This window comes from Dactylosporangium sp. NPDC051484 (assembly GCF_040689395.1).
Taxonomy (GTDB): Bacteria; Actinomycetota; Actinomycetes; order Mycobacteriales; family Micromonosporaceae; genus Dactylosporangium.
The window spans coordinates 1-25,298 of sequence record NZ_JBFAZX010000051.1 but is presented as its reverse complement, the minus strand read 5'-3'; the positions used below and the strand labels follow the sequence as shown (position 1 = coordinate 25,298).

Genomic DNA, 25,298 nt, shown 5'->3' with positions numbered 1-25,298 from the left:
TCGGCCGACGGCACCCGGCTGCAGATCTGGACCTGCGGCGGCGGCGCCAACCAGAAGTGGACGCTGCCCGGCGGCGGCCCCACCAACCCGCCCACCAGCACCCCGCCGACCTCCAACCCGCCGACCACCAAGGCGTTCCCCTTCGCGCCCTACATCGCCACGTTCATCGGTGACGACGTGGCGAAGTTCGCCACCGACAGCGGACAGAAGTTCTACACGCTCGGATTCGTCAACGGTACCGGCAACTGCCAGCCGATCTGGTCGACCGACGACAATCGGTTGCGCGGCAACGTGGCCCGGCTGCGCGCGCTGGGGGGCGACATCATCGTCTCCTCCGGCGGCTGGGACGCCGATGACCTGGTCAGCCACTGCTCGACACCGGCAGCCATCGCCGCCGCATACCAGAGCGTGCTGACCGCGTACGCGACGACGTACCTGGACATCGACGCCGAGCACGGCGATGTGCACAACAACCTCGACCGCGCGGTGGTCGACAAGCGCAACGACGCGCTGAAGATCATGCAGGACAACCTGCGCGCCGCCGGCAAGACGTTCCACCTCTCGTTCACGCTCGGGGTCACCCCGGCCGGCGGCCTCAACAGCGAGAACCTCTACGTCCTGCAGTCAGCGGTCGCCCGCGGCCTCGCATTCGAGGTGGTCAACCTGATGACCATGGACTACTACGACGGCGTGTCCGGCAGCCGGATGGGTCAGGCCAGCATCGACGCCTTGAAGAAGGTTCAGGGCCAGCTGAAGGTGCTGCTGCCCGGACTCACCGACGCGCAGCTGTGGGCCAAGATCGCGGCAACCCCGATGATCGGTCAGAACGACAATCCGACCGAGAAGTTCACCCTGACCGACGCGCAGCAACTGCTCGCCTTCGCTCAGCAGCAACACATGGCCCGGCTGAGCTTCTGGGCGATCAACCGCGACTTCGGCTGCGCCACCGGCACGCTGAGCGGTACATGCAGCGGCATCAGCCAGTCGAACTACGCCTTCAGCAACATCTTCCGGCAGTTCACCGGCTGAGCAGCGTCTCGACCTGCCCGCCCAGGACCTGCGGCAACATTCGCACCTGCCGTGAGCTGGTCCGCGCCGGCGCCGAGGACCCAACCTCGGCCCGGCACGGACCAGCGCGTCGTACCAGGGGCCGCGGATCACGCCGGGTCAGGCTGCCGACACTCGCCACCTGGTTGCGTTGCTTGATCAGATCTCGGTCGCTCGGCCGGGTGGCCGGCTGCGGAAACGGCCGGACTCGGTGTCGGCGGATAAGGCGTACTCCAGCAGGGCGAACCGGGCAGCGTTATGGGCCTGCGGGATTGCCGCGGTGATCCGCAGCCGAAAGACTGGATCGCCAACAGTGGACCTCGGCGAGACCCTCGACTGGCTCCGCGCCGCACCAGACCGGACTTGCAGGACCACAACGACAACCGCTCCGATCACCCACCAGCCCAACCTACGCATTGGCCCCCGAACTCAGTGTGGCGGAGCGCGTCTCGCCGCTGCTCCGAGCCCGCCGGTCAAACTACTGGCCGCCCAGCCATGCCCGGAAACCCTTATGTACCAGGCTCTTGCGACGCCCGGCCCGGCGGGCGAACCTGCGGTGCCGGTCATCCTACGGCGCCGGTGTCCGGGGTGCGGCCCCGATCGCACCAGGTTCAGGCATCGGCGTCGGCAGATCGATACCGGGGCCGGCCTGGAACAGCTGGGCGTACAGGTACGGATACCGCCGCCGCATGACCTCGACCGGCATCCGCAGATGGATGGTCACGGTCACGGTGCGGATCGGCTCGGTCGACGGCCGCGGGTCCGGCGGCTCCTCGGGCACAGTGGCGCTCAACGGCTCAGGCGACGTCGTGGTCGCCGCCGATCGCGGTGTCGCCGTGGAAGAGCACGCCGTGCAGGAGCTGGGCCAACTCATGTCGGTCGCGCACCGGTGCTGGGAACCCCAGCCGGTCCCATGAGCCGGCAACCTGGAACGTGCGCCGCGCCGTTCCCTGCGCAACGGTTCGGGCGATCTCCACACAGCTCGGCTCCACAGCCCACCTCCAAGTAAGGTCAGCCTAACCTAACTTACGCCGTGAACGCATGACCGGTGGCGCACTTCTCTCGGATCGGGCGGCGGTGCGCCGTACGTGAACAACCTGTCGTTCGCGTGGCGCGTCGACTCACGACCCCGACATCCTGCGCCGTTGGCGCGTTCGGCCTGGCTGTGGCTGTCTTTCGGCCCGGCGAATTGGCAGTTCGGCAGATTCGGCAGGTCCCTGGCCGCCCTACCTTCTGACGAGTGTTGACCTTCGAAAACGTGCACAAGAGCTTCGGTTCCACGCAGGCACTCAGCGAAGTGTCCGTGCGGGTGGATCGTGGCACAGTGGTGGGCCTCGTCGGCCACAACGGCGCAGGCAAGTCGACCTTGATGAAGATGGCTCTGGGACTTGTCACGCCGGACTCCGGCGAGGTAACCGTCGCGGGCAAGCCTGTGACACAGATCGGCCGTTTCGGTGGGCTGATCGCAGCATCCTTTGACGCGTCGGCGTTACCGGCGACCTGGACGGCCGCAACCATGCTGTCGGTGGCCGGTGAACTGTCAGGCGTGCCCAGCTCGCAGGTACCGCACATGCTGGAGAAGGTGGGATTGTCGGCGGCGGCGGGCAAGAAGATCGGCCAGTTCTCCTCCGGCATGCGCCAGCGACTGGCACTGGCGGTGGCTTTGGTGAGCGACCCGCAGGTGCTCATCCTCGACGAGCCCACGAACGCGCTCGACCCTGTGATCAGCCACGAGCTTCGCGGCTGGGTCACGCAACACGCCGCCCGCGGCGGAAGCGTCCTGATCTCGAGCCACAACCTGCAGGAAGTCGAGCAGGTGGCTGACCGCATCGTCGTCATGCACAAGGGCCACGTTGCGCGCGATGCCGCCATTGGTGAACTCCTCGACGCCAACAGCGTGCTGGTCCGTGTCGACCAGCCCGCCACGCTGACCCAGACGCTGAACCAACTCGGTCGCCGAGTAACACCACTGCCAGGCGGAACCCTCCGGGTGGAGGCCGCGACGACCGACGAGGTGGGTGAGATCGCCGCGGCGCAGGGCCTCGTCGTGCGTGAGCTTTCCGCTGAACGTAACCAGCTCTCCGACATCTACCAGCTCATTACCGCGGAAGGGGCAGCCCAGTGAGCGACCTGTCTACCAGCACCGAACCGCGCACCATGAGGTGGTATCTCCAGCCGGTGCCGTTCGGCAAACTGATCCTGGTACACCTGCGCATCTGGCGCGCACAGCGGGCCGTCGTGGCGGGCTCGCTGCTGGCTCTCGCTGCCGGATTGGCCGGTGTCATCGCGGCCACGGCGCGCATCTCGGGTACACCCACGGCCGCCGACGCGAACAGTTTCCTCACCTTCCCCTCGATTGCGTTCTCTGTACTGTGGTTGGCGATCGGTGCCCTGGCCGCATGCGCGCCGTTCAAGGCCCGCTGGGCCCTGGTGGTGCTGACCGTAGCGCCGAGGCGAGCCCGCTGGCTGGCGGCGTGCCTGGCCTCATTTCTGCTCATCGTCACGGCGGTGACCGCGCTGTTCGCCGTGCTGTCCATCGCGGTAGCCGCGATCGCCTTGACGGTGAAAGGCCACAGTCCCGCGGCGGCGTTAGGTGTCGCCCGTCCCGCTGGAGTCCTCCTGCTGCCGGTGCTCATCCAGGCAGTGGTCGGCTTCGCCCTCGGTGCCGCCACGCGCAGCGTGGCAGCGTCGATCATCGTCGGCTACGTGCTGGCCCCGCTCGCTCCAATGATCAAAATCGGCTCGGCCGGGGTCGGGCGGTGGCTGGACCTCACCGGCTCGGTTGCTGCGATCTCTTCTGGGGCCGCGACCGACCGGACCCTGCTACCAGCCGTGACCTCGGTGCTATTCTGGGTGATCTTGCCGTCGCTTATCGCCTGGTTCCGGCTACGCTCACCGATCGAATAATCGTCAGGTCCGGCAGGGCGGCGACAGCCGCGTGTCGTCCCGGGAGGCGGGTGTGAACCGGTACACGGCCCTGCTCGGCCGCGGCCGCGAAGAGTTTCTGGTGGCCCGGCGTGCGGTATCCGGGATGAGTCGCGGGCGGCTTGCCAGATGGCTTGCCCTGCCGGGCCTGTATGTGTGGATCGCGATAGCCGACGTTGCCAACCACCCATGGCACTTCCTGCCGATGGCTGTTGCCGCAGCCGCATTGCTGGCCCGTTACCGCTGGCCTGGGGCGTCAGTCGCCGCCGTAGCGCTGATCTCCGCACTGCCAGTGGCCATCCCCGCCCTCCCGATAGTGGCCTATGGCGCGGGTCGGCGACTCACGACAGCCCGGCAGGCGGTGCCATGCTTCGCCATCACGGTCCTGGCCGCCGTCAGCAATGCGTTCTTCTGGCTCCCGCATTCGCTGAGCTGGCCCGAAACCGCCGTCCTGGCCTCCGGCTACGTCATGACATTGATTCTGTTCCCGGCCGCCGTCGGCGCCATCATCGGCGAACGCGGAAGACGCATCGAAACACTGCGAGATCGCAACGCCATCCTCGAAGAGGCACAGCACCTCGGCGACCTGCGCGCCCGGATGCAGGAACGTGCCCGCATCGCCGGGGAGATGCATGACCTCCTCGGCCACAAACTCAGCCTCATCTCCCTGTACGCGGGCGCCCTCGAACTACGGACCCGCGAACAGCAGCCGTCGCTCAACTCCCAGGCCGGCTTGATTCGCACCACCGCCGGTTCGGCCCTTGACGAGCTCCGCAACCTGCTCGGAATTCTCCGCGTCGACGCGGGCGGGCCTTCCGACGAGACGACGGACGCCGAGGCCGGAACCAAGTCCGACATCGCCGCATTGGCCGAGGCTTCCCGCGCAGCCGGCCAGCCGGTCACCATCAGCTGGGAAGGCGACGACCTGACAGCCGCCAGCGCCACGGTGCGTCGCGCAGTACACCGCGTTGTTCGTGAGTCCCTCACCAACGTGCACAAACACGCGCCACACGCGCCCACCCACATCTCAGTCCATCACGACGGCGCCCGGGCAACCATCGACATACGCAACCCCATCCAGCCGCCGCAGACGCCGCCGCCGAGCACCGGTCTCGGCCTGGCCGGGCTACGCGAACGCGCCCGCCTGGCCGGCGGCACCGTATCAGCCAGACAGGTGGACGGCGAGTTCGTGCTCACGGCGTCGTTGCCAATCTCCGCCCCGCCGGCCCTGCTGGACAGCCGCGATCTGCACATCGACCAGCCACGACTAGCCGAAATGCAGACGCCGTCAGCCGTGCGCGAAGGTCACGCTAGGCACTCCAGCGATGCTTTACCAGCAGGGAGTACCGGCATCATGTCCAAAACCGCAAAGACCATCGTGGCCATCCTGATCGGCACCGTCATCCTCGCATGCGGCTGCGTCACTATCGGTGGTTACATCCTGGGCAAGCAAGCCGAAAAGTCCGCGATCACGCCAGCCCAGTACGCGACAGTTCAGGTCGGCCAAACCCGTGAGCAGGTCAAGCAAACGATCGGCGATGTCGGCTCCATCGGCAAGATCGCCATGGTTGACGGCAAAGAGCCACCCGCGCCCGCCGGGTCGGTGTGCGACTACGCCCTGTCCAAAGAAAACAAGGGCGACGGGCCGTACCGTGCATACCGCTTCTGCTATGTCGGCGACAAACTCGTGGAGAAGCGAGAACTGATCATCGACAAAGAGCACACCAACCCGTAACCCCCGCGTAGAACCCGGCCGCCCGCGACAGCGGGCGGCCGGACCAACCGAAGAAAGGCAACGCGATGATCCGCGTACTGCTGGCCGATGACGAAGCCCTGATTCGGGCCGGGGTGCGCCTCGTCCTCGAAACGGCAGCCGACATCGAGATCATCGCCGAGGCCAGCGACGGCACCGAGGCCATCGAACAGACTCGACGCCACCGCATCGACGTGGCGCTACTCGACATCCGAATGCCGAAACTCGACGGCCTTGCCGCCGCCGAACACATCATCAAGCTCACCCCCGCCACCCGCGTCGTGATGCTCACCACGTTCGGAGATGACGAACACGTCGCCCGCGCCCTGCGCGCCGGCGCCGCTGGCTTCCTACTCAAAGACACCGAGCCAGACGGGCTCATCCAGGCGGTACGGATCGCCGCCAACGGCGACGCCATCCTGTCGCCCAAAATTACCCGCCATCTGATCGACACCTACATCGGCCCGGAGGACACACGCGGCAACCTCGCCCGCCAACGCTTGCAAGTGCTCACCGACCGAGAACGCGACGTACTCACCCTGATCGGCGACGGATCATCCAACGCCGACGTCGCCAAAGCGCTCCTCGTCAGTGAAGGCACGGCAAAGGCTCACGTCAGCCGCATACTCACCAAGCTCGGCTGCACCAACCGAGTGCAAGCCGCCATCCTCGCTCACGACGCCGGCCTGCTCCCGCCTCTCTAACGTAGGGCAGGCCTCGAGAGCGTCACACCAAACCGCGGTGGCTCAGGACCCGCCCCCTTGAGGTTAGGCCCGAAACGGTGGGGTCAAGCCCGCGGCAGTCACCGTGCGGCTTGGGCGCGCAGTTGCTCGGCGAGGGCCCGGAAGCCTGCGACCGGTGTCTCGCCTGGGCCGGCGATCACCTGGATGCCGACGTGGTCCGCGCCTGCGGCGTGGTGCCTGCGCAGGCCTTCCTCACCCGGCGCCTTCGGCCGGGCGCTGCGCCTCGTTGTCTTGCACTGGCCACTGCTCCCACGGCGGAACGGCCGTCCTTGACACGGCGGACGGTGATCCCTCTGTCCCGGCTTCGGCTGTCAAGGACAGTCCGGCCGGCCGCTGTCCCTCCATCGTCAGGCCTCTCCCCGGGGGAGACTCAAGCCAGCGCATGAGCGCCGACGAGTCGGCAGGGTGCCGGGCGGTGCGTGGCGGCGGATGTCCTGTGGCGACGGGGCGCACGGGCCGCGGGTCTACGACTGGGCCTGGCTGCCGATCCGCCGGCCGTTCCCGCACGGCCGTCGCGGCTGGGTCCTGGCCCGGCGCAGCGTCAGCGACCCGACCGAGATCGCTTACTACGTGTTTCGGCGAGCGCGGCACCCGGCCGCGTGAACTGGTGCGGGTCGCCACCATGCTCGCCGCCGCGTTCCTGGTCGTCACCCGCGCCCGTGAGGCAGCAAAAGGGGCACCAACGACGGCGAGCACACGCTGATGCCATTGAGCAGCAGCGAAATCCGTCGCCTGCTCAGTAAACTCGTCCGTCATTGGACGGACCACGGCGGGACACGTGCTGCACTGGTCCGGCTGGCGTCGCCGCCGACAAGCCCAAGCGAAAGCCAACCATTACCGCAAACGCCTCAAAGACCATCATACGTGACGAACCGCCGTTGCAGTATTTAGCGGAGCAGGACCGCCGTGCCGATGATCACGGCCCCGCCCGGGATGCCCGTGGTCGTCGACACGCTGCCGACGCCGGCCCATGGCCCGTACGACGTGTAGAGGTCCGGCGGCAGCCAGGGGTTGACGAACTTCCAGTCGACGACGATCTGGTGTTCGCCGGTACCTGCGGTGCACAGGCTGGAATACTGGCTCGTGCCGCTTCGGCTTATGGTGCAGTTGCTCGGCACCGCCGACGCCGGCTGGGCGACCGCCGCATCGATCGCGAAGGCCAGCAGCACCGCAGTGCCGAACGACGCGGCCCGTGTCCCAAGACTCATCCGAACCCCCAAAACCGACCATCACGACTTCGAGCGGCGACCGCGGGCGCCGATGCGCACGGCAACGCAACAGCTCAACGTGAGCGCATCGTACCTGCATGTATCGATCGATGGCAATGCGCAGACGGCCGCTCCGCTCAGCACACGTCGACGTGCAGATGCGACGCCGGACGGGGAGTGACACCGACCGCATGCGTTGACTCGTGGGCTGCGTCTCCAGCACGGTGTCGAGCTCACACGACCCCAACGTGTCGTCGTGCAGGGTGCCGGGGGCGTGCTGTCAGGTCGTGGTGCCGAGCAGCGCTCAACCTCGGATATCCAGATCGGCAGCCCGTCCGGGCGCATCACAGCCTGGACGTTGCCGCCGAAGCCGGCGCACCAGGCGTCGATGAACCCCGCGAGCATGTGGTCGGACCACACGGCCATTCACCGAAAGCCGGGGAACCCCGAAACACGACTGCCAGTACACCCAAGGTTGGACAGCTGCGCGACTATTCTGGCATTCTGGCCTCAACACGCCAGGCACAGACTCAAGGAAGCCCGACCGGCGCCCTGCGGGCATGAATCCACATCCGGTCGGGTGGTAGGACCAATCTAGGAGATGCGGTGGATCTGTCGGCCTACGTCGTCAACTGCTCGATCCTGTTCGGCTCGCTCCCGCTGCCCGAACGTCTCGCGCGGGTCCGAGCAGCCGGCGGGCGAGCAGTCGAGTTCTGGTGGCCCTTCGAATCAGCCCACCCCGACGATGCCGAGATCAACACGTTCATCGACGCGCTCCACGATGCCGAGGTCGACCTGGCCGGGCTGAACCTGTTCGCCGGTGACATGGCGGGCGGCGACCGAGGCGTGCTGTCCTGGCCCGGACGCGAGCACGAACTCCACGCGAGTGTGGACGTCGCACGCCGCGTACAGGAGGCCACAGGATGCGGCATCTTCAATGCGCTCTACGGGCGTCGCCTTCCCAAAGTGCCCCCAGCCGTTCAGGCCGAGTCCGCGCTCGCGAACCTGGCATACGCCACGAGTCAGCTCGCGGAACTCGGCGGCACCGTGGTGCTGGAGGCCGTGAGCGGGGTGCCTGACTACCCCTTGAAAACCGCGTCCGACGTCGTCGCCGTGCTGATGGATGCCGAGCGTCGAGAGGTTGAGAACGCAGGCCTGCTCCTCGACGTCTACCACCTCTCGGTCAACGGGGATGACGTCGATCAAGCGATCGATCAGTACGCCGCGCGGATCGCACACGTCCAACTGGCCGACGCTCCCGGCCGCGGTATCCCGGGCAGCGGCACCTTGCCGTTCGACCGGTGGCTGGAGGCACTCGACGCCGCGGGATACCGAGGGCGCATCGCGCTTGAGTTTCAGAGCACGGCGGACAACCCGTTCGCACCCGAACAAAGGAGAGATTCGTGACGCGTATCGCGTTCGTCGGACTAGGGATCATGGGATCGCCGATGGCCTGCAACCTTGCCCGAGCAGGGTATGAGGTCGTCGGCTTCACCCGGACACCCGCGAAGGCCGACGCCTTGGTGGCGGCCGGTGGCGAAGTGGCCGGATCTCTGCTGGAGGCCGTGCACGGCGCGGATGCTGTCCTCACGATGCTGCCCGACTCCCCCGATGTGGAAGCGGTCCTACTCGGGCCCGGGGGCGCCATCGAGAACTCCGCCCCCGGGACATACGTGATCGATATGAGCACGATTCGGCCAGCTGTATCGCGGCGAGTCGCCGCGGCTGCCGAGGCGCATGGCCTGCTGCCGCTCGACGCGCCGGTCAGCGGCGGCGAGCACGGCGCCATCGAGGCGACGCTGTCTGTTATGGCCGGTGGGAGCGCCGAGGCATTCGAGGCCGCTCTGCCGATTCTCGAGTCGATCGGTCGAACGATCGTGCATGTCGGTCCCGCCGGCGCCGGCCAGACGGTCAAGGCCGCGAATCAGTTGGTAGTCGCCGGCATCATGCAGCTGGTCTCTGAGGCACTCGTCCTCGTGGACGCGCACGGCGTCGACCAGCATCGGGCCGTCGAGGTACTGGCGGGCGGACTCGCCGGGAGCGCGGTGCTCGATCGCAAGTCTGCCGCCATGCTGACGGGCGACTTCCAGCCCGGCTTCAGGATCAACCTCCACCATAAGGACCTCGGGATCGTGCTCGAAGCCGCTCGGGAGCGCGACGTCGCCGTCCCTCTTGGGGCCATGGCCGCCGTGCTCATGGGCGCCGCACGCGCCCAAGGTGACGGCGAACTCGACCATTCGGCCCTCATCCGAGGAGTCCAGCGGATGTCCGGGGCATCGGTATAGGCACGTCCGGATCACGCGGCGCGTCTCGCCTAGGTCGGCGAGACGGCGCTTACCCGCCGAGCTCAGCGATGAGCGACGTCTCGATCTCGGTCATGTGCATGAGCATGAGCTGTCCAGCGCGCCGCGAGTCGCCGTGCTCGATCGCATCGAGGATGAGCCGGTGGTGCTCGACGAACTTGGGACCCCAATGGTGCCTGGAGCGGGCCTTCAGCCGAGTCCAGGCATGCTCTCGCATCAGGCTGATGATGGTGCGCTCCATCATCACCAGGACTCCGTTGTGGGTTGCCACAGCGAGCGCCAGGTGGAACTGCGCGTCGGCCTCCGCCGCCTCGGCGTCCAGGCCCGCCTGGACGTAGCGGCCTTGCTCCTCAAGGTGCCGGCGCATGGCCTCAAGGTCCTTCTCCGTGCGCGCCCGGGCAGCGTTCTCAGCACAGGCGGGCTCGACCGCGGCACGCGCGACCATCAGGTCCAGCGGGCTGTGCTCACCGGCAACGGCGGCCTGCGCACGCAAGGACGATTCGTAAGACCCCCCGTCGGACGACACATAGGTGCCGCTGCCCGGGCGAGCCTCCAAGACCCCTGCGTGCTCGAGGACCCGCAGCGCCTCACGAAGCGAGCTTCGGCTGACGCCGAACTGGGCGGCCATAGCGCGCTCCGCGGGCAGCGCGCTACCCGGCGGGAACGTCCCCGACTGGATGCTCTGCAGGATCTGCTCGACGGCAGCGGCGTAGACCTTGGGACGCTCGATCGTCCGGAACGCGAGGACTTCGTTCTCGGCCACTCAATTCCTTCCACGCACAGCCGGCATACCGCCTGTCGTTACGACCGCCGACGTCAGCCTCGAAGGCAAGGTCTCCCCTCGGCCAGGATGTCGCCAATCCTACCGCAGCGCTCCAGATAAATGATCTTGACGAATGGCCGCGAGATTCAATCTAGCGGGCGCCGGGCGGCGCCTAGCGCCACAGGGGTGACCGACCCCGAGGAGGCAGCATGGCACCCCTCCGGCTCGCCGTGATCATCGGCAGCACACGCGAGGGACGCGCGGGCGAGACCATCGGCCGCCGAGAAGGCGATGCGGCGGGACGACCTGACGGTGACCGTCGTCGACCTCGCCGCGTACGGGTTTCCCGGCAGCTACCCGGCGGAGCCCACCGCGGCGATACGGTCGTTCGTGCAGAACATCAACCGGGCCGAGGCATTCGTCGTCGTGACCCCGACCGCGACACCGTCGCGTTCGACCTGCTCAACGTGCACAGCGAGCAGGCGAAGTGCCTGGACCGGCCGCGACAGAACTCCTGAGACAGCGACGCTAAGGAAGGTTTGCATCCGTGAGTGAACGCACCACGGGCGTGGCCGTCGAGGCCGAGGGCCTGACGAGGTCGTTCGGCGAGACCCGCGCACTGGACGGCATGGATCTGCGCATCCCCGCCGGCACCGTCTACGGCCTGCTCGGGCCGAACGGCGCCGGCAAGACCACGGCGGTCCGCGTGCTGGCGACCCTGCTGCGCCCCGACGGTGGGCGGGCCCGGGTCTTCGGGCACGACGTCGTGGCCGAGGCCGACGCGGTCCGGGCCCGGGTGAGCCTGACCGGGCAGTACGCGTCGGTCGACGAGGACCTGACCGGCTTCGAAAACCTCGTGCTGCTCGGCCGCCTGCTCGGGCTGCGCAAGCCGGCCGCCCGCGAGCGGGCCGAGAAGCTGCTCGCCGCGTTCGGCCTGACCGACGCGGCCGCGCGGCAGGTGAAGAAGTACTCGGGCGGCATGCGCCGCCGCATCGACATCGCGGCGAGCATCCTGAGCACCCCGGACCTGCTGTTCCTCGACGAGCCGACGACCGGCCTCGACCCGCGCAGCCGCAACCAGGTGTGGGAGATCGTCCGCGCGGTGGTCGCGCACGGCACGACGGTGCTGCTCACCACGCAGTACCTCGACGAGGCGGACCAGCTCGCCAGCCGCATCGCGGTGGTCGACCACGGCAAGGTGATCGCGGAGGGCACGCCTGGCGAGCTGAAGTCGTCGGTCGGCTCCGGCACCGTACACCTGCGGCTACGGGACCCCGGACGGCGGCTGGAGGCGGAAGCTGTGCTGCGGGCGGCCCTCGGCGTCCCCGTGCAGCTGGACGCCGACCCGGTGGCACTGACCGCACGAGTTGGCGGGGCCGGCTCCGACCTCGACGCGAGCGAACAGGCCGCGCGGGCGCTCGGTGACCTGGCCCGCGCCGGCATCGTCATCGACGACTTCTCCCTCGGCCAGCCCAGCCTGGACGAGGTCTTCCTGGCTCTGACCGACCACCCGGCGGAGCCGGCCGGCGAGCGGGACGAGCAGCTGGAGGCGGCCCGATGAGCGGTTGCGGAGCGAAGCGGAGGAGGCCGATCATCATGGGCTCAGGGTGGAGCTCGTACGGCCGGAGCGGAGCGGAGGCAGCATGAGCGACGCCGCAACCTCGACCGGCCGGGCGCCGACCGTCTTCGTGCCCTCGGCCGAAGCTCTCGCCACGGTCCTCGCCCCGGAGGCGCGCCCACCCCGCCCGAGCGCGCTGTCGGCGTCGATGACCTTCGGCTGGCGGGCGATGCTGAAGATCAAGCACGTTCCGGAGCAGCTGTTCGATGTGACGGCGTTCCCGATCATCATGGTGCTGATGTTCACGTACCTGTTCGGCGGCGCGCTCGCCGGCAGCCCGCGTGAATACCTCCAGTTCTTCCTGCCCGGCATCATGGTCACGAGCGTCGTGATGATCACGATGTACACCGGGGTCGGCCTCAACACCGACATCGAGAAGGGCGTCTTCGACCGGTTCCGGACGCTGCCGGTCTGGCGCCCCGCCCCGTTGGTCGGCATGATCCTCGGCGACGTGCTGCGCTACGTCCTGGCCGCGCTCGTCATCCTCGGGGTCGGCCTGGTGCTCGGCTTCCGCCCGGACGGCGGCGTGCTCGGCGTGCTCGCCGGGATCGGCCTGCTGGTGATCTTCTCCTTCGCGTTCTCCTGGGTGTGGACCTACTTCGGCCTCGTCCTGCGCAGCGAGAAGTCCGTGATGGGTGTGAGCATGATGGTCCTGTTCCCGCTGACGTTCCTCAGTAACGTCTTCGTCAGCCCCACCACCATGCCCGGCTGGCTGCAGGCGTTCGTCAACGCCAACCCGATCACCCACCTGGTGGCGGCCGTGCGGGCGGCCATGTCCGGCTCGTTCGACCCGTCGAACACGATGTGGCTGCTGCTGTGGAGCGCCGGCTTCCTGGTGGTGTTCGGCACGCTCACGATGTACCGCTACAACCGCCGCTGACTCAGAGGCGCCACGGTGGCGGCGAGGGCGGGCGATAGGAGCATGCGCCGCCGGTCGACACCGTCTCGCGCAGGTGCGCGGCGAGGGCCGGGTGGCGCTCGTCGAGGCGGCGCAGCGTGTCGCGGATGCGGGCGGTGACCGTCTTGCGGGCCCGCTCGGCCTCGTTGCCGAGGCGGCGGGTGCGCCCGGCCAGGCCGGCCGCCGCCCGCAGCTGTTCCAGCAGCGCCGCGCGCTCGGCGTCGAGGGCGGCGAGCCGCGGCTCGTCGCCGCGCACCGCGGCCCGGTCGATCTCCTCGTCCAGAAGACCGAGGTGGTGCCGGTACCGTGCCTTCGCCTCGTCGTCGAGGACAGGGTCGCCGCCGAGCCGGCACGCGGCGGCCAGCTCGGGGCCGGCGGACGGGTCGAGCAGCTCGGCGACCGGCACGTCCACTCCGGGACGGCTCAGCAGCAGGCGCAGGTCGTGCAGGCCCTTCGCGTCGGGCAGGTGGACGATGGTCCCGGCGTAGGCGAGCTGCCAGACCGCCCCGTCGAAGCGGAACTCGTGGTCGGCGGGTGGCGGCTCGTCCGGCGGTGCCGCTGGCCGCGCGCCGAGCCGGCCGGCGACGTGCGGCATGCCGAGCGCCCGCGCCTGCTCGGCCACCGCCGCCCGCAGTGCGGCCGCCTCCTCCGCCTGGCCGCGGCCCGACAGCGCCTCCACGAGCCCGGCGCGGGCCAGCAGCGACCAGTGCCGCGAACCCATCCGGTCGGCGGCCTCGCCGGCGGCGCGGAAGCCGGCGACGGCGTCGTCCCAGCGCCGCTCGGCGAGGTCGAGCCGAGCCAGCCAGTGGTCCACCGGGCCGCTGACGTCGCAGCCGAACAGCGCGACCAGCCACTGCCCGCGATACGGCCGCAGCACCTCGCGTACCTCGGCGCACCGGCCGGGGTCGCCCGAGGCGGCGGCTACCTCGGCCCGGAGGCGGTGCCAGAGCGGGGAGACGGCGCGGCCGTACTTCACGCCGGCGGCCTCGATGGCAGAGGTGAGCCGCGCGGCGGTACCGGCGTCGCCGCGCTCGGCCGCCGTGATCGCCCGCAGCAGCTGCACGTAGTCGCGGTCGGACAGGTCGGGCCGGTCGAGCAGTGCGTCGATCTCCGGGAACCGGCCCTGCGGCAGCAGCCACGCCCATCGCAGGTGCGGGGTGGTGAACGCGTGGTCGCCGTCGGTCCACTCGCCGAACGACTCCAGCTCGGTGTAGCACGCGTCGGCCTCGGCGAAGTCGCCGCGGAACCCGGCGACGACCCCGCCGTCGATGGCGAGCATGATCCGGTACGCCGCGGAGTCCTCCCCCCGGCCGAGCCTGGCCATGGCCGTCAACTCCCGGTAGTAGCCCGGGTCGCCGAGTTCCAGCAGCGCGACCCAACGCAGCGAGGTCGCCCACAGCTCGGTCTCCACATCGCCGGTGCGGCGGGCCACGTCGCGGATCTCGGCGGTGAGCGCCGCCCGGTCGGCGGCCGTGCCGAGCCCCCAGGTGGTGTCGTGCCGAGCCCAGAGGGTGAAGGTCAGCGCCTCGTCGTCCTGGCCCTTACGGGCGAGCGTCTCGGTGGCCGTGATGAGGTCCGTGACGAGGGCTCCGGGTGCCGCGGCGCTCGCGGGCTCGCCGATCAGGCGGCGGTGCGCCTCGCGGAGGAGCCGCTCCGGGTCGGTGGCGCTGCCCGCGGAGTGCCGGTTCCGGTACACCGTGATGGCCACGCGGGCGAGAACCACCGGGTCGTCGAGGTCGAGCGCGATCGCCGCGGCGTCGGCCATGAGCCGCTCGGCCGCCGCCCGGTCGCCGTGGTGGTGCCGCAGGGTCTGGCCGAACTCCACCATCGTCTTGGTGCGCTGCGCCGGGTCGGCGACGACGTCGAGCGCGCGCCGGAAGTGCATCACCGCCTCGTCCGACGCGAGCCGGCGCGTGGCCGCCCGGGCGGCCACGAGCAGCAGGTCGGTGGCGTGCGCCGGGTCGACGCCGGGACCGGCGAGCCAGGCGTGCCCGGCCAGCTCACCGGGCAGCAGCCGCTCAGCCAGCGCCGCCGAGCGTTCGGCGGCCCGGACCACAGCGGCGTGCCGGGCACGCCGGTCCTCGTCGCCCAGCCCGTCGTACAGGGTCTCGCGGACCAGATCGTGCACGAAGGCGAACCGCCCGCCGCTGCGGGAGACCACGAGCCGCGCGGTGACCGCTCGGCCCAGCAGCCGGTCGGTCTCCGCGACCGGGCTGGGCACGCAGTCGGCGAGCACCTGACGGTGGAACTCTCGGCCGAGCACAGCGGCGACGGTGAGCGCCTCTACGACCGCGGCGGGCAGCTGCGCGAGCCGCTGCCGCACGACCTCCCGCACACCGGGCGCGACGGCACCGGCCTCACCGTCGACGCGCCACAGCCGGGCGGTCTGCTCGACGAAGAACGGATTGCCGCCGGTGCGGCGGTGCACCTCGTCGAGCAGCTCCGGGCCCGGCTCACGGCCGGCCGTGCGGGTGATCAGGGCGCCGACCTCGTCGCGGGACAGGCCGTCGAGAGTGATGGTGGTCGCCTTGGCGGTCAGCGGCAGCAGCAGGTGGTCGGCCGACTCGACCTCGGCGTCACGGTAGGTGCCGATGAGGAGCAGGCGCTCGAACCAGGTGTGCTGCGCGGCGAACTGCAGCAGCCGCATCGAGGCCGGGTCGGCCCAGTGCAGGTCGTCGAGCAGGACGACGACCGTCCGCCGCTGCGAGACAGCGACCAGGGCGGTGGTGACGGCGTCGTGCAGCGCGAACGCCTCCTCGTCGCCGTCGCCTTGGTCCGCTTCGCCGAAGCCCTCGTCGTTGACGCCGCGGATCCCGGTGGTCGGGGCCTCGGTGGTCGGCGCCTCGCCCAGCAGGCGCCGCAGACCTGGCTCGGCAGCCTCACGCGCGAGCTCCCAGTCGTCGGGCGAGCGGCGCAGTCCGCGCACGACCTGCACCCACGGCCAGTACCCGGGCGCGCTGCCGGACGCCCAGCACGCCGCCCCGAGCACCAACGCGCCCCGGCGCCGGGCCTCGTCGGCGGCGGCCGTGACAAGCGTCGTCTTGCCGATGCCCGGCTCGCCGCCGACCAGCACCAGCCCGCCGTGGCTCGCGACGGCACGGTCAACCGCCGTGCTCAGCAGGCCGGCGGGATGCTCCCGCCCGATGAGATCCATGACTTCTCCACCGTAGCGGAACGTCTGGTCGAAGAACGGCAACGTAATCATCGCTGCCCACGTCGCCGCAGTCACCGCTTGTGCCAGGACCGGCGGCTTGACACGCACCCGGCACTCCTACATCCTCATTTCACTAGTAACCTAGTGGAACGGAATTACGGGTGATCGACTTCCACGTCGACGCGCGCTCGGGTATGGCGCCGTACCTGCAGATCGTCAGGCAGGTACGGCAAGCGCTGCTGCTGGGGCTGCTCACCGAGGGCGACAAGCTGCCTACGGTCAAGGAGGTGGTCGCCAAGGTGGCGATCAACCCGAACACCGTGAGCAAGGCGTACCGCGAACTCGAACACCTCGGCCTGGCCGCGGGAAAGCCGGGGGTGGGCACCTTCATCACCCGATCGCTCGGCCACGCGTCACTCACCGAACACGGTCCGCTGCAGCAGGAGCTGCGCGCCTGGATGGACAAGGCCCGCGCTGCGGGCCTGACCGAGCCGGGCATCGAGGCGATGTTCCAGAACACCCTGCGCGAGAACGCCGAAGAGGAGCAATGAACGCGATACTGCACGCCCACGCGCTGGGCAAGAGATACGGCCAGCGCCAGGCGCTGGCCGACTGCACCCTGAAGATCCCGCCGGGACACGTCGTCGGCCTGGTCGGGCCCAACGGCGCGGGCAAGACCACCCTGCTGAAGATCGCCTGCGGCATGCTCGTACCGACCACGGGGCGGATCGAGGTGCTGGGCGAGCAGCCCAACGGCGCAACCGCGCAACTGGCCCGGGTCGGGTACGTCGCCCAGGACACCCCCACCTACGCGAGCCTGTCCGTCGCCGACCACCTGAAGTTCGGCGCCAAGATGAACCCAGCCTGGGACGCGAGGCTCGCACAGGCCCGCATCGAGCAACTCGGGCTGAACCCGAAGCAGAAGGCGGGCAAGCTCTCCGGCGGGCAGCGCGCCCAGCTCGCTCTGACCGTCGCGGTGGCCAAGCGACCCGAACTGCTCATCCTCGACGAGCCGGTCGCCAGCCTCGACCCGCTGGCCCGCCGCGACTTCCTGCGCCACCTGATGGAGTCGGTCGCCGAGAACGACACCAGCGTCATCCTCTCCTCCCACCTGGTCTCCGACCTCGAGCGCGTCTGCGACTACCTGGTCGTGCTGGTCTCCTCCCGCGTACAGCTCGCCGGCGAAACCGATGACCTGCTCGCGCAGCACCACCGGATCGTGTGCACCCGGCGCCAGGAGTCCGACCTGCCCGCGGGGTTGCAGGTCATCTCGGCGGAGCACACCGACCGGCAGTCCACGTTCGTGGTGCGAAGCGAGAGCGAACTGCCCGCCGGGGACTGGTCCGCCGAACACCTCGAACTGGAGGACCTCGTGCTGACCTACATGGAGCGGCCCGTCGACCACGGCGCCGCGACCGCGATGCAACCGACGGGAGCAGCGCGATGATCTGGGTAGCCTGGCGGCAGTTCCGTGCCCAGGCCCTCACCGGACTGGTCCTGCTCGCCGCCGCCGCGATCTTCTTCCTGGTCACCGGGTTGCGGATGCACCACAGCTACGCCGCTGACCTGGCCGCGTGCGCCCCGCTGAACGCCTGCGACGGCTCGACCCCCGCGGCGCGGGCGTTGGGTTCCCGGATCCCCCAGTTGCGGCAAAGCTATGAGCCCATGTTCCAGCTCCTCCAACTCCTCGTGATCGCAGTACCGGCGCTGATCGGCATCTTCTGGGGCGCGCCGCTGATCGGCCGTGAACTGGAAACCGGTACGCATCAACTCGCCTGGAACCAGACCGTGACCCGCACCCGGTGGCTAACGGTCAAACTCATCGGTATCGGCGCCGCCGCGATCGCCACCGCCGCGATCCTCAGCTGGCTGCTGACCTGGTGGGCCGGGCCGCTGGACCACCTCAACGGCGACCGGTGGGCGGCGATGACCTTCGCCTCACGCGACATCGTCCCGCTCGGCTACGCCGCGTTCACCTTCGCCCTGGGTACCACGCTGGGACTGCTGCTGCGCCGCACCCTGCCGGCCATGGCCGTCACCCTCGCCGTGTTCATCGCCATCCAGATTCTCGTACCCGCCGTCCGACCCCACCTGCTGCCGTCGACCACGACCACGCTCCCGATCAGCCAGACCAGCACCGGCTTCTCGGGCTCGCAAACGGAATTCCACTTCGATCTGCCGACACCGCCGGGCGCATGGCTGACATCCCAGCCGCCTGTGAAGAACTCGTCCGGCCAGGTGGTCCGCATCGACAGTTACCCCGAATGCTTCCCAGATAGCCAGGGCGACGCCTCAGACCTGAGCCCGCAGGGCTTCGCCCAGGCCCACATCCACGGGCCTCGCACCGAGCTCGATCAGGCGAGCCAGATCGGCGCCTGCCTCGCCAAGTACGACCTCCACGAAACAGTCACCTACCACCCCGCGAGCCATTACTGGCCGCTGCAGTGGGTGGAAACCGGGATCTTCCTCGTGCTCGCCGGGTCGCTGGCCGGTACCTGCTTCTGGTGGATCCGGCGCCGACAGAACTGACCCTTCGCCCGCCCGATACTCGAAGACGGTCGCGAGTAGCGTCGACCCGCGCAAACCGAATGGCATGAGCCTCGATTTGGCTACCGGCCAGATCGAGGCCGCCGAACCCTCGCGCAAGTGTCGTCCAGATGCGAAGCGACGCCCGGAGGTTGGTCGGGCGGTTACGCCAGCCGATCCAGCCTGGTCCACCGAGCCCAGCCCCGCTCGTGCATCAGATCCAGCATCCGCTGTGCCCGCAGGTCGGACTCAAGGGCAAGCGAGTCCAAGAGGTCGAACGGGAGGTCGTCGCGCGCCGCCTCGTCGACGTTGGCCACGCCGGCGGCGTATGCCCGCTCGGCCATGCCGGCCATGATGTCGGCGGCTTCCCGCAGCCGCGGGTCGTCACCGCCCGCGTCGGATTCGACGATATCCGACAGGAGACGGTACAGCCGGACGTATTGCGGATCATCGAGCTGCACGAATTTCCCGGCCATCATCTCGCGGATGCCATCGGGCCAGCGAGCCGCAACCAGGATCCACCCGTCCCGCTCACCCTCCACCAGCCGCTGCGACACCCCAATATCCCGAAGCCGATCGAGATAGGAGACCACCTCCGGCGGGAGCACCAGACCGTCCCCGGCAGTGAGCTGCGCGATCTGCTCGCGGCTGGTCTCCAGCCGTTCGATCTCCTCGCGCAGGTCACTGTCGATCCGCTGGATCACTTCGACAAAGGTCGAGGCGTCGGCTTCGAACATCGCACGGATCTGAGACAGCGGCACGCCGGCGTTGGCGAGGGTTCGGATCTTGATGAGGGACACGACTGCCATGGCACCGTACCTCCGGTAGCCCGAAGCATCCCGCTGCGGCTCGGGCAGCAGTCCGATCTGGTGATAGTGCCGCACTGCCCGCACGGTGACACCGGCATACGCCGCTAGTTGACCGATCGTCAGCATCCTCTGATCCTGCCCTCAACTCGCCCAGATCCGGTCGACGCCTGGCTCAGGAGATCCTGCGACGGTAGGAGATGTTGGCGAAGATGTAGGCAACGATGAGGATGCCGACGCACCAGGCGAGGGCGATCCAGATGTCCGTACCGACCGGTTGCTGGGTGAACAAGTGGCGGATCGCGTTGACGATGGAGGTCACCGGCTGATGCTCGGCGAAGGCGCGCACTGGGACGGGCATGGTGTCGGTGGGCACAAAGGCCGAGCTGATGAACGGCAGGAAGATGAGCGGGTAGGAGAACGCGCTCGCGCCGTCCACGCTCTTCGCGGTGAGGCCTGGGATGACAGCGACCCAGGTCAGGGCCAGGGTGAACAGGAGGAGGATGCCGGCGACCGCGAGCCAGGCCGGCACTGCGGCGCCCGAGCGGAAGCCCATGAGGAGGGCGACGCCGACAACGACCACGAGCGAGACCACGTTGGCGACCAGTGAGGTCACCACGTGCGCCCACAGCACGCCCGAGCGGGCGATCGGCATGGACTGGAATCGCTCGAAGATTCCGCTTTGCATGTCCCCGAAGAGCCGGAACGCGGTGTAGGAGATGCCCGACGCGATCGTGATGAGCAGGATGCCGGGAAGCATGTAGTTCACATACGAGACCGACCCGGTGTCGATCGCGCCGCCGAACACGTAGACGAACAGCAGCATGATGGCGATCGGTGTGATCGCGGTCGTGATGATGGTGTCCAGGCTGCGGGTGACGTGGCGCACGGTCCGTCCGGTGAGGACGGCGGTGTCGCTGAGGAAATGTGTGGCCATTGTTGTTCTTACCTCCTGTTCGACCTTGTCTTGGCGTCGTCGCCGGCGTTGCCGATGACCGCGAAGAAGACGTCTTCGAGAGAGGGCTGCTGCTCGACGTATTCGACCTTGGCGGGCGGCAGCAGCTGTTTGAGCTCGGCCAGGGTGCCGTCGACGATGATCCGGCCCTGGTGCAGGATCGCGATCCGGTCGGCGAGCTGTTCGGCCTCGTCCAGGTACTGCGTAGTGAGCAGCACGGTCGTGCCGCCCTCGGCGAGTTCCTTGACGGCCTGCCACACCTCGATGCGCGCCTGCGGGTCCAGCCCGGACGTCGGCTCGTCGAGGAAGATGACCGCCGGATTCCCGATAAGACTCATCGCGATGTCCAGGCGGCGGCGCATGCCACCGGAGTACGTCGCTGCCCTCCGGGTGCCCGCCTCGGTCAGCGAGAAGCGCCTCAGGAGGTCATCCGCGATCGCGCCCGAGTCCTTGAGGCGCCTCAGCCTGGCGACCAGGACGAGGTTCTCCCGCCCGCTGAGGATCTCGTCGACCGCCGCGAACTGCCCGGTGAGACTGATCGACTCGCGGACACCGGCGGCCTGCGTCGCGACATCGAAGCCGTTGACCCGGGCGGTCCCGGTGTCGGCCTTGAGTAACGTCGAAAGGATCTTCACCACCGTGGTCTTGCCCGCTCCGTTCGAGCCGAGCAGGGCGAAGACGCTGCCCCGCGCCACATCGAAGTCCACGCCGCGCAGCACCTTCAGCTGCTTGTACGACTTCTCCAGGCCCTGCACGCGGATCGCAGGCCCCTGAACCTGATCGGTTGCCGGAAGGATGCTCATGACAAGCAGCATGGAGGGTTGACGCAGCGTCAGGGTCAAGCCTCCAGGACAGATTCGATGTGTATCGCTGCGGTGAGCTGCAATTGCGGAGCGCCTGCCGGGCCCAGCAGTGGGTGTAGTCGCGACGGCGGTGCGACCTTCCTGGGGTACCGCCGCCACGCCAAGAACGACTGGTCCGATGTCAGCCGGAGCCGGCTGTGCCGTGGTGTGGTTGAGGGCCGCAAGTTTCGCTTTGGCCGCGTCCAGGCCTATCTGCAGTCCCTGGACCTCCACTGAGCCAGCGGCGTTCATGTGCTTCGCTGATGCGGTGCTGGAGGTTGTCGATAGTGTCTCTCAAGCGGTGGCGCTGCGCGGGTCGACCCGCACGCGCCGGCGCTTCAGGTGGAGTCGTGACCAAGGCCCTGGTTCGACCAGCTTCGCCTGATCGATTCCACCCCGCTGCCGTGCGGGGCCTCACAGAAGACCATCAAACGTTCCGACCTGGCCGGCCACGCCGGGTACGGCTGCTGCGCCTCGCACTCCCAGTACTTCTGAGGCTTGCGCCGGGCTCAGGCCATACTCGACGCGGAAGCGGCGGGCGAAGTGGCGGGCGTCGACGAACCCCCACCACTGGAGCACCGTCATCCCGGCGCTGGTGGCGGCGCGCCGGGCCGCCGCGAGCAGCGTCGTCTTGCCGATCCCGGCGTGACCGCGCACGACGAGCGAGGCGCCGTGGCCGTCCCGGGTCTCCCGCAGCGGATCCGCCACCGCGAACGAGGCCATGCTCGACGAGCAGTTCATGCTGACCGTTGCCTGGAACGCGTCGGCCCGCTCGCCGGCCGGCAGCGACGGCGAGTCGAGAACCAGCACGGCGGTCCCCCACGAGTTCGATGCCCGGAATCTAACGCCCGCAGACCGCGCCGGGGATGGTCTGTGCGTGCACGTTCGGGTTCCTCAGTGCCCGACGCCGCGATACCCGAGGCACCCGCGCCGCTGATCGGGCATTGCCCGCTCGCGTCATCGCGTCTCTTGAAGGCGTTCGCGTTGGTACTAGCCCTCCCCCTCCCGCAGGTGCATCGAGATCGACTGGACCTCCGTCATGCCGAGGAGCGTCTCGCGCACCCCGAGACGACCCGTGCCGCTGTCCGATCCCGGCCATCCGCCGAACGGCATGTGCAGCTCCCAGAAGTTGCTGGTGTCATTCAGCACCACCTGCCCGTTCTTCAGGCGTTCGGCGAGCCGAATGGCCCGCGGGTAGTTCTCGCTGAAGATTGCCGACGACAGCCCGAACCTGCTCATCGCCGCGGTCGCCAGGATGTCGGCGTCACCGTCGACCCGGATGACCGCCGCCAGCGGGCCGAATGTCTCCTCGATGTTGGCCCGCGCCTGTCGCGGCACCTCGGCAAGCACGGCCGGCGATCTGAACAGGGGCGTGGCAGCCTCGGGAACGGGTCCGCCGCCGAAGACCAGGGCTGCACCACCAGCAAGCGAATCGTCGATGTGGGCCTGCGTCCGGTCATACACGTCACGGGTGTGACAGGGCCCCATGGTGGTGCCAGCCGCCAGGGGCGGCCCCACGACAACCCGCGCGGCCTGCGCTGCGAGTGCGGCGATGAAGTCGTCGTAGACGCTGCTCTCGCACAGGATCCGTCCGGCGGCCGCGCACGACTGCCCTCCGTTCGCGTAGGCGGCCGCGGCAGACTGCTTCGCTGCGAGGGCGATGTCCGCCTCTCGTAGGACGATGACCGGACCGTTTCCGCCCAGTTCCAGGATCTTCCGCTTGTCGTACGCGGTGCGCGCGATTTCGGCGCCGACGGCGCTCGAACCGGTGAAGCCGATGCCGATCGCCTGCCGGTGGGCGACCATGGCGCGACCCAGCTCGGGCAGGCGTCCCGTCAGGAGGTTGACAATGCCCGGCGGTACCTCCGCGGCCTCGATGCACCGTGCGAGCAGAATCGCGATCCCCGCCGTCGTGGGAGCCGGTTTCCACACGACCGTGTTCCCGGAGGCGATCGCCGGTCCCAGATACTCGACCGGGATGTTCAGCGGGAAATTCCAGGGCGTGATGATGGCGTAGACCCCGCACGGGCGGCGATGGGTGAAGACTCGCTTGCGGGTGTCGTGCGTCGGAATCATCTCGCCACGCAGCGCCCGAGCCTCCTGAGCCGCGAGCCGGAAACCCTCCACCGCGGAGCCGGCCTCACCGAGCGCCTCGGCCAGCGGCTTGCCCTGCTCAATGGAGATCGCGCGGGCGACCGGTTCCAGCCGCGCCTCGAGCTGGTCGGCGATGCGCTCGCACCACTCGGCGCGCTCGTACGGCGAGATGCCCTCGTGTCGCTCAAATGCCGCCTGGGCGGCGGCGAATGCGTGGTTCACATCGGCATCGACAGCCTCGGCGAGATCCCAGAGCACCTCGCCGGTCGCCGGGCTCGTCACCGTGAACCGGTCCATCCCGGACGACGGCCGCCAGTCGCCGCCGATGAAGAGGCCCGCGACCTCCATGACCGCGTTACTCACTTCTCGTATGCCTCCTGTCTCGATTCCTCGTCGCCGTTGTCATCGGGTTCGTGCGTTGACGGGCAGACGTTCGACGTCGTTGCCGTCGATCAGCAAGAAGTGGGAGTAGAGATAGGTCGCCGAGCAGCAGTGGTTACTGACGATCTGGATCTGGTCACCGACCCGGGGCGGGTCGACATGGTCGGGTGTCGACCACACCAGGACGGATGCCTCCTCACTGACCCGCTCGATGACGAGCCCGGGATACCCCAGGACGGTCCCGTAGCCGACGGTGAACCGGCACATGATCTCCTTCGGAAGCGCCTTCGAACCGGCGTCGATGACGATCCGCCCGTCAGCAGGGGCGCTCATCACCGTCGCACAGATCGTCTGGGCGCAGTCGGCGAGTGTGGCGGCGCCCAACGCGACCTGAGTGGCGTCGTTGAAGATGTACGTCCCCGGACGGATCTCGGTGATGCCCGGAATCGCCGCGACCGTCCCCGCGCTCGGCGTGGAGCCGACGCTGACCACCGGCACCTCCAGGCCCGCCGTCCGCAGCAGCTCGGCGGTGAGCAGGACCAGCTCGGTCTCGGCGCGACTCACCCTCGCGATGTCGCGGACGTCCTCGATCGCGTAGGAACGCCCGTTGAAGGCCATCAGTCCGGCGAAGGTCGCGTGTGGATAGCGCTGCGCATTGAGCAGCTCCGCGACAGTGGCCTCGCCCGCGCCGGAACCGAATCGCGCGAAGCCGGCGTCCACCTCCCAGTAGTACCGGATCGCACGGCCGGCGGCGCGACCGACGTCGTCGATCGCCGCGATCACGTCGACGCTGTCCGCGCTGACGACGACGTCCGCCTCACCGATCAGCGAGGCAAGCACCCTCTGACGCGCCGGACCGACCGGCGGGCATGCGATGAACACGTCGCGGTGACCGGCACCGACGAAGTACTCGGCCTCCTGATAGGTCGCGACGGTAAGCCCCTGGGCGCCGGCGTCGCGCTGCCAGCCGGCCAGCACCTCCGACTTGTGTGTCTTGGCGTGTGGCCGCAGGCTGACGCCGTGCTCGGCGGCCAGGGACGCGTAGGTGGCGACGTTGCGTCGGGCGATCTCCCCATGAACGATCAGCGCAGGGGTCGCGATCTCACCGCTCACGCGTCCCAGCGATTCGACCTGAGGTGGCTGCCCGGATGTTGTCATTTCCGCTGGGCTAGGCATCGAATCTCCCTTTCAACGCCGTTGCGTTTAGCGTCGTGGGCGGGCGGCAAGTCCTTGTTCGAAGATCGTGATGCTGGCGTGGATGGTATAGGTCTGGGTGGTTCTG

At 68.9% G+C, this 25,298-nt stretch carries 22 protein-coding genes and 2 pseudogenes; 15 read left to right on the top strand and 9 right to left on the bottom strand.

The window, feature by feature from the left end:
- Nucleotides 1-1,029: hypothetical protein (locus AB0367_RS37130; RefSeq protein ID WP_366231207.1), on the top strand; the 1,029-nt coding region annotated here is incomplete at its 5' end.
- Between the two features lie 586 nt (nt 1,030-1,615).
- Here the strand turns inward: AB0367_RS37130 and AB0367_RS37125 are convergent.
- Nucleotides 1,616-1,840 (bottom strand): hypothetical protein, encoded by a 225-nt coding sequence (locus AB0367_RS37125; RefSeq protein ID WP_366231206.1) that lies wholly within the window; start codon nt 1,838-1,840, stop codon nt 1,616-1,618.
- Nucleotides 1,841-2,287: 447 nt separating this feature from the next.
- Here AB0367_RS37125 and AB0367_RS37120 point away from each other — a divergent pair, with 447 nt between their 5' ends.
- The 5 genes and pseudogenes from AB0367_RS37120 to AB0367_RS37100 form a co-directional block, all read left to right on the top strand.
- Nucleotides 2,288-3,172, top strand: a complete 885-nt coding sequence (locus tag AB0367_RS37120) for an ABC transporter ATP-binding protein (RefSeq protein WP_366231205.1) — start codon at nt 2,288-2,290, stop codon at nt 3,170-3,172.
- Nucleotides 3,173-3,285: 113 nt separating this feature from the next.
- Complete coding sequence (locus AB0367_RS37115; RefSeq protein ID WP_366231204.1) at nt 3,286-3,954, top strand: hypothetical protein; 669 nt, start codon at nt 3,286-3,288, stop codon at nt 3,952-3,954.
- Nucleotides 3,955-4,006: 52 nt separating this feature from the next.
- On the top strand, nt 4,007-5,707 hold the full coding sequence (locus AB0367_RS37110; protein ID WP_366231203.1) for a histidine kinase: 1,701 nt from the start codon (nt 4,007-4,009) through the stop codon (nt 5,705-5,707).
- Nucleotides 5,708-5,772: 65 nt separating this feature from the next.
- Nucleotides 5,773-6,429, top strand: coding sequence for a response regulator transcription factor (locus AB0367_RS37105; protein ID WP_366231202.1), 657 nt, complete (start codon nt 5,773-5,775; stop codon nt 6,427-6,429).
- A 459-nt stretch (nt 6,430-6,888) separates the two neighbouring features.
- Nucleotides 6,889-7,060, top strand: a pseudogene (locus AB0367_RS37100) (IS701 family transposase); the annotation flags it as partial.
- Nucleotides 7,061-7,355: 295 nt separating this feature from the next.
- Here AB0367_RS37100 and AB0367_RS37095 read toward each other — a convergent pair.
- Nucleotides 7,356-7,676 (bottom strand): hypothetical protein, encoded by a 321-nt coding sequence (locus AB0367_RS37095; RefSeq protein ID WP_366231201.1) that lies wholly within the window; start codon nt 7,674-7,676, stop codon nt 7,356-7,358.
- 606 nt (nt 7,677-8,282) lie between these two features.
- Here AB0367_RS37095 and AB0367_RS37090 point away from each other — a divergent pair.
- A complete protein-coding gene (locus tag AB0367_RS37090; protein WP_366231200.1) occupies nt 8,283-9,083 on the top strand; it encodes a TIM barrel protein in 801 nt (266 codons plus the stop codon).
- Entirely contained in the window at nt 9,080-9,961 is an 882-nt protein-coding gene (locus AB0367_RS37085; RefSeq protein WP_366231199.1) for a 2-hydroxy-3-oxopropionate reductase, read from the top strand. The genes AB0367_RS37090 and AB0367_RS37085 overlap by 4 nt, the downstream gene beginning before the upstream one ends.
- Nucleotides 9,962-10,010: 49 nt before the next feature.
- Here the strand turns inward: AB0367_RS37085 and AB0367_RS37080 are convergent, their stop codons facing one another.
- Entirely contained in the window at nt 10,011-10,742 is a 732-nt protein-coding gene (locus tag AB0367_RS37080; RefSeq protein WP_366231198.1) for a FadR/GntR family transcriptional regulator, read from the bottom strand.
- A gap of 209 nt (nt 10,743-10,951) precedes the next feature.
- On the opposite strand from AB0367_RS37080, the gene AB0367_RS37075 reads away from it, so the two are divergent.
- The 3 genes from AB0367_RS37075 to AB0367_RS37065 all read left to right on the top strand — a co-directional run bounded on the left by AB0367_RS37075 (nt 10,952) and on the right by AB0367_RS37065 (nt 13,240).
- On the top strand, nt 10,952-11,260 hold the full coding sequence (locus AB0367_RS37075) for a hypothetical protein (protein WP_366231197.1): 309 nt from the start codon (nt 10,952-10,954) through the stop codon (nt 11,258-11,260).
- 29 nt (nt 11,261-11,289) lie between these two features.
- Entirely contained in the window at nt 11,290-12,303 is a 1,014-nt protein-coding gene (locus tag AB0367_RS37070; protein WP_366231196.1) for an ATP-binding cassette domain-containing protein, read from the top strand.
- Nucleotides 12,304-12,385: 82 nt separating this feature from the next.
- Entirely contained in the window at nt 12,386-13,240 is an 855-nt protein-coding gene (locus AB0367_RS37065) for an ABC transporter permease (RefSeq protein WP_366231195.1), read from the top strand.
- A gap of 1 nt (nt 13,241) precedes the next feature.
- Here AB0367_RS37065 and AB0367_RS37060 read toward each other — a convergent pair whose 3' ends face one another.
- A complete protein-coding gene (locus AB0367_RS37060) occupies nt 13,242-16,412 on the bottom strand; it encodes an AAA family ATPase (protein WP_366231209.1) in 3,171 nt (1,056 codons plus the stop codon).
- A gap of 161 nt (nt 16,413-16,573) precedes the next feature.
- On the opposite strand from AB0367_RS37060, the gene AB0367_RS37055 reads away from it, so the two are divergent.
- Genes AB0367_RS37055 through AB0367_RS37045 form a run of 3 tightly spaced genes read left to right on the top strand, consistent with a single transcriptional unit; the run spans nt 16,574 to nt 18,941 of the window.
- Nucleotides 16,574-16,963: a GntR family transcriptional regulator gene (locus tag AB0367_RS37055; RefSeq protein ID WP_366231194.1), complete on the top strand. Its 390-nt coding sequence runs from the start codon at nt 16,574-16,576 to the stop codon at nt 16,961-16,963.
- Nucleotides 16,960-17,859 carry an ABC transporter ATP-binding protein gene (locus AB0367_RS37050; protein ID WP_366231193.1) on the top strand — a complete coding sequence of 300 codons (900 nt, stop codon included), beginning with the start codon at nt 16,960-16,962 and terminating at the stop codon, nt 17,857-17,859. The genes AB0367_RS37055 and AB0367_RS37050 overlap by 4 nt, the downstream gene beginning before the upstream one ends.
- On the top strand, nt 17,856-18,941 hold the full coding sequence (locus AB0367_RS37045; RefSeq protein ID WP_366231192.1) for an ABC transporter permease subunit: 1,086 nt from the start codon (nt 17,856-17,858) through the stop codon (nt 18,939-18,941). The genes AB0367_RS37050 and AB0367_RS37045 overlap by 4 nt, the downstream gene beginning before the upstream one ends.
- 161 nt (nt 18,942-19,102) lie before the next feature.
- On the opposite strand, the gene AB0367_RS37040 is transcribed toward AB0367_RS37045, so the two are convergent.
- The 3 genes from AB0367_RS37040 to AB0367_RS37030 are packed head-to-tail and all read right to left on the bottom strand — an operon-like array spanning nt 19,103 to nt 21,502.
- The gene (locus AB0367_RS37040) at nt 19,103-19,873 is read right to left on the bottom strand and encodes a MerR family transcriptional regulator (protein ID WP_366231191.1); all 771 of its coding nucleotides are present in this window, start codon (nt 19,871-19,873) and stop codon (nt 19,103-19,105) included.
- A 46-nt stretch (nt 19,874-19,919) separates the two neighbouring features.
- Nucleotides 19,920-20,681: an ABC transporter permease gene (locus AB0367_RS37035; protein ID WP_366231190.1), complete on the bottom strand. Its 762-nt coding sequence runs from the start codon at nt 20,679-20,681 to the stop codon at nt 19,920-19,922.
- Between the two features lie 8 nt (nt 20,682-20,689).
- Nucleotides 20,690-21,502, bottom strand: coding sequence for an ATP-binding cassette domain-containing protein (locus AB0367_RS37030; protein ID WP_366231189.1), 813 nt, complete (start codon nt 21,500-21,502; stop codon nt 20,690-20,692).
- Nucleotides 21,503-21,904: 402 nt separating this feature from the next.
- Here AB0367_RS37030 and AB0367_RS37025 point away from each other — a divergent pair.
- Nucleotides 21,905-22,033 (top strand): annotated as a pseudogene (locus tag AB0367_RS37025) (IS982 family transposase); the annotation flags it as partial.
- Between the two features lie 498 nt (nt 22,034-22,531).
- Here AB0367_RS37025 and AB0367_RS37020 read toward each other — a convergent pair.
- Nucleotides 22,532-23,983: an aldehyde dehydrogenase family protein gene (locus tag AB0367_RS37020; RefSeq protein ID WP_366231208.1), complete on the bottom strand. Its 1,452-nt coding sequence runs from the start codon at nt 23,981-23,983 to the stop codon at nt 22,532-22,534.
- A 54-nt stretch (nt 23,984-24,037) separates the two neighbouring features.
- A complete protein-coding gene (locus AB0367_RS37015) occupies nt 24,038-25,129 on the bottom strand; it encodes an alanine racemase (protein ID WP_366231188.1) in 1,092 nt (363 codons plus the stop codon).
- Between the last annotated feature and the right edge of the window lie 169 nt (nt 25,130-25,298).

Bases quoted from the DNA above. Each gene is read 5' to 3' on its own strand.
- AB0367_RS37105 (WP_366231202.1), top strand. From the start codon at position 5,773: ATGATCCGCGTACTGCTGGCCGATGACGAAGCCCTGATTCGGGCCGGG.
- AB0367_RS37095 (WP_366231201.1), bottom strand. From the start codon at position 7,676: ATGAGTCTTGGGACACGGGCCGCGTCGTTCGGCACTGCGGTGCTGCTG.
- AB0367_RS37075 (WP_366231197.1), top strand. From the start codon at position 10,952: ATGGCACCCCTCCGGCTCGCCGTGATCATCGGCAGCACACGCGAGGGA.
- AB0367_RS37065 (WP_366231195.1), top strand. From the start codon at position 12,386: ATGAGCGACGCCGCAACCTCGACCGGCCGGGCGCCGACCGTCTTCGTG.
- AB0367_RS37060 (WP_366231209.1), bottom strand. From the start codon at position 16,412: ATGGATCTCATCGGGCGGGAGCATCCCGCCGGCCTGCTGAGCACGGCG.
- AB0367_RS37050 (WP_366231193.1), top strand. From the start codon at position 16,960: ATGAACGCGATACTGCACGCCCACGCGCTGGGCAAGAGATACGGCCAG.
- AB0367_RS37045 (WP_366231192.1), top strand. From the start codon at position 17,856: ATGATCTGGGTAGCCTGGCGGCAGTTCCGTGCCCAGGCCCTCACCGGA.
- AB0367_RS37040 (WP_366231191.1), bottom strand. From the start codon at position 19,873: ATGCTGACGATCGGTCAACTAGCGGCGTATGCCGGTGTCACCGTGCGG.
- AB0367_RS37035 (WP_366231190.1), bottom strand. From the start codon at position 20,681: ATGGCCACACATTTCCTCAGCGACACCGCCGTCCTCACCGGACGGACC.
- AB0367_RS37030 (WP_366231189.1), bottom strand. From the start codon at position 21,502: ATGAGCATCCTTCCGGCAACCGATCAGGTTCAGGGGCCTGCGATCCGC.
- AB0367_RS37020 (WP_366231208.1), bottom strand. From the start codon at position 23,983: ATGGAGGTCGCGGGCCTCTTCATCGGCGGCGACTGGCGGCCGTCGTCC.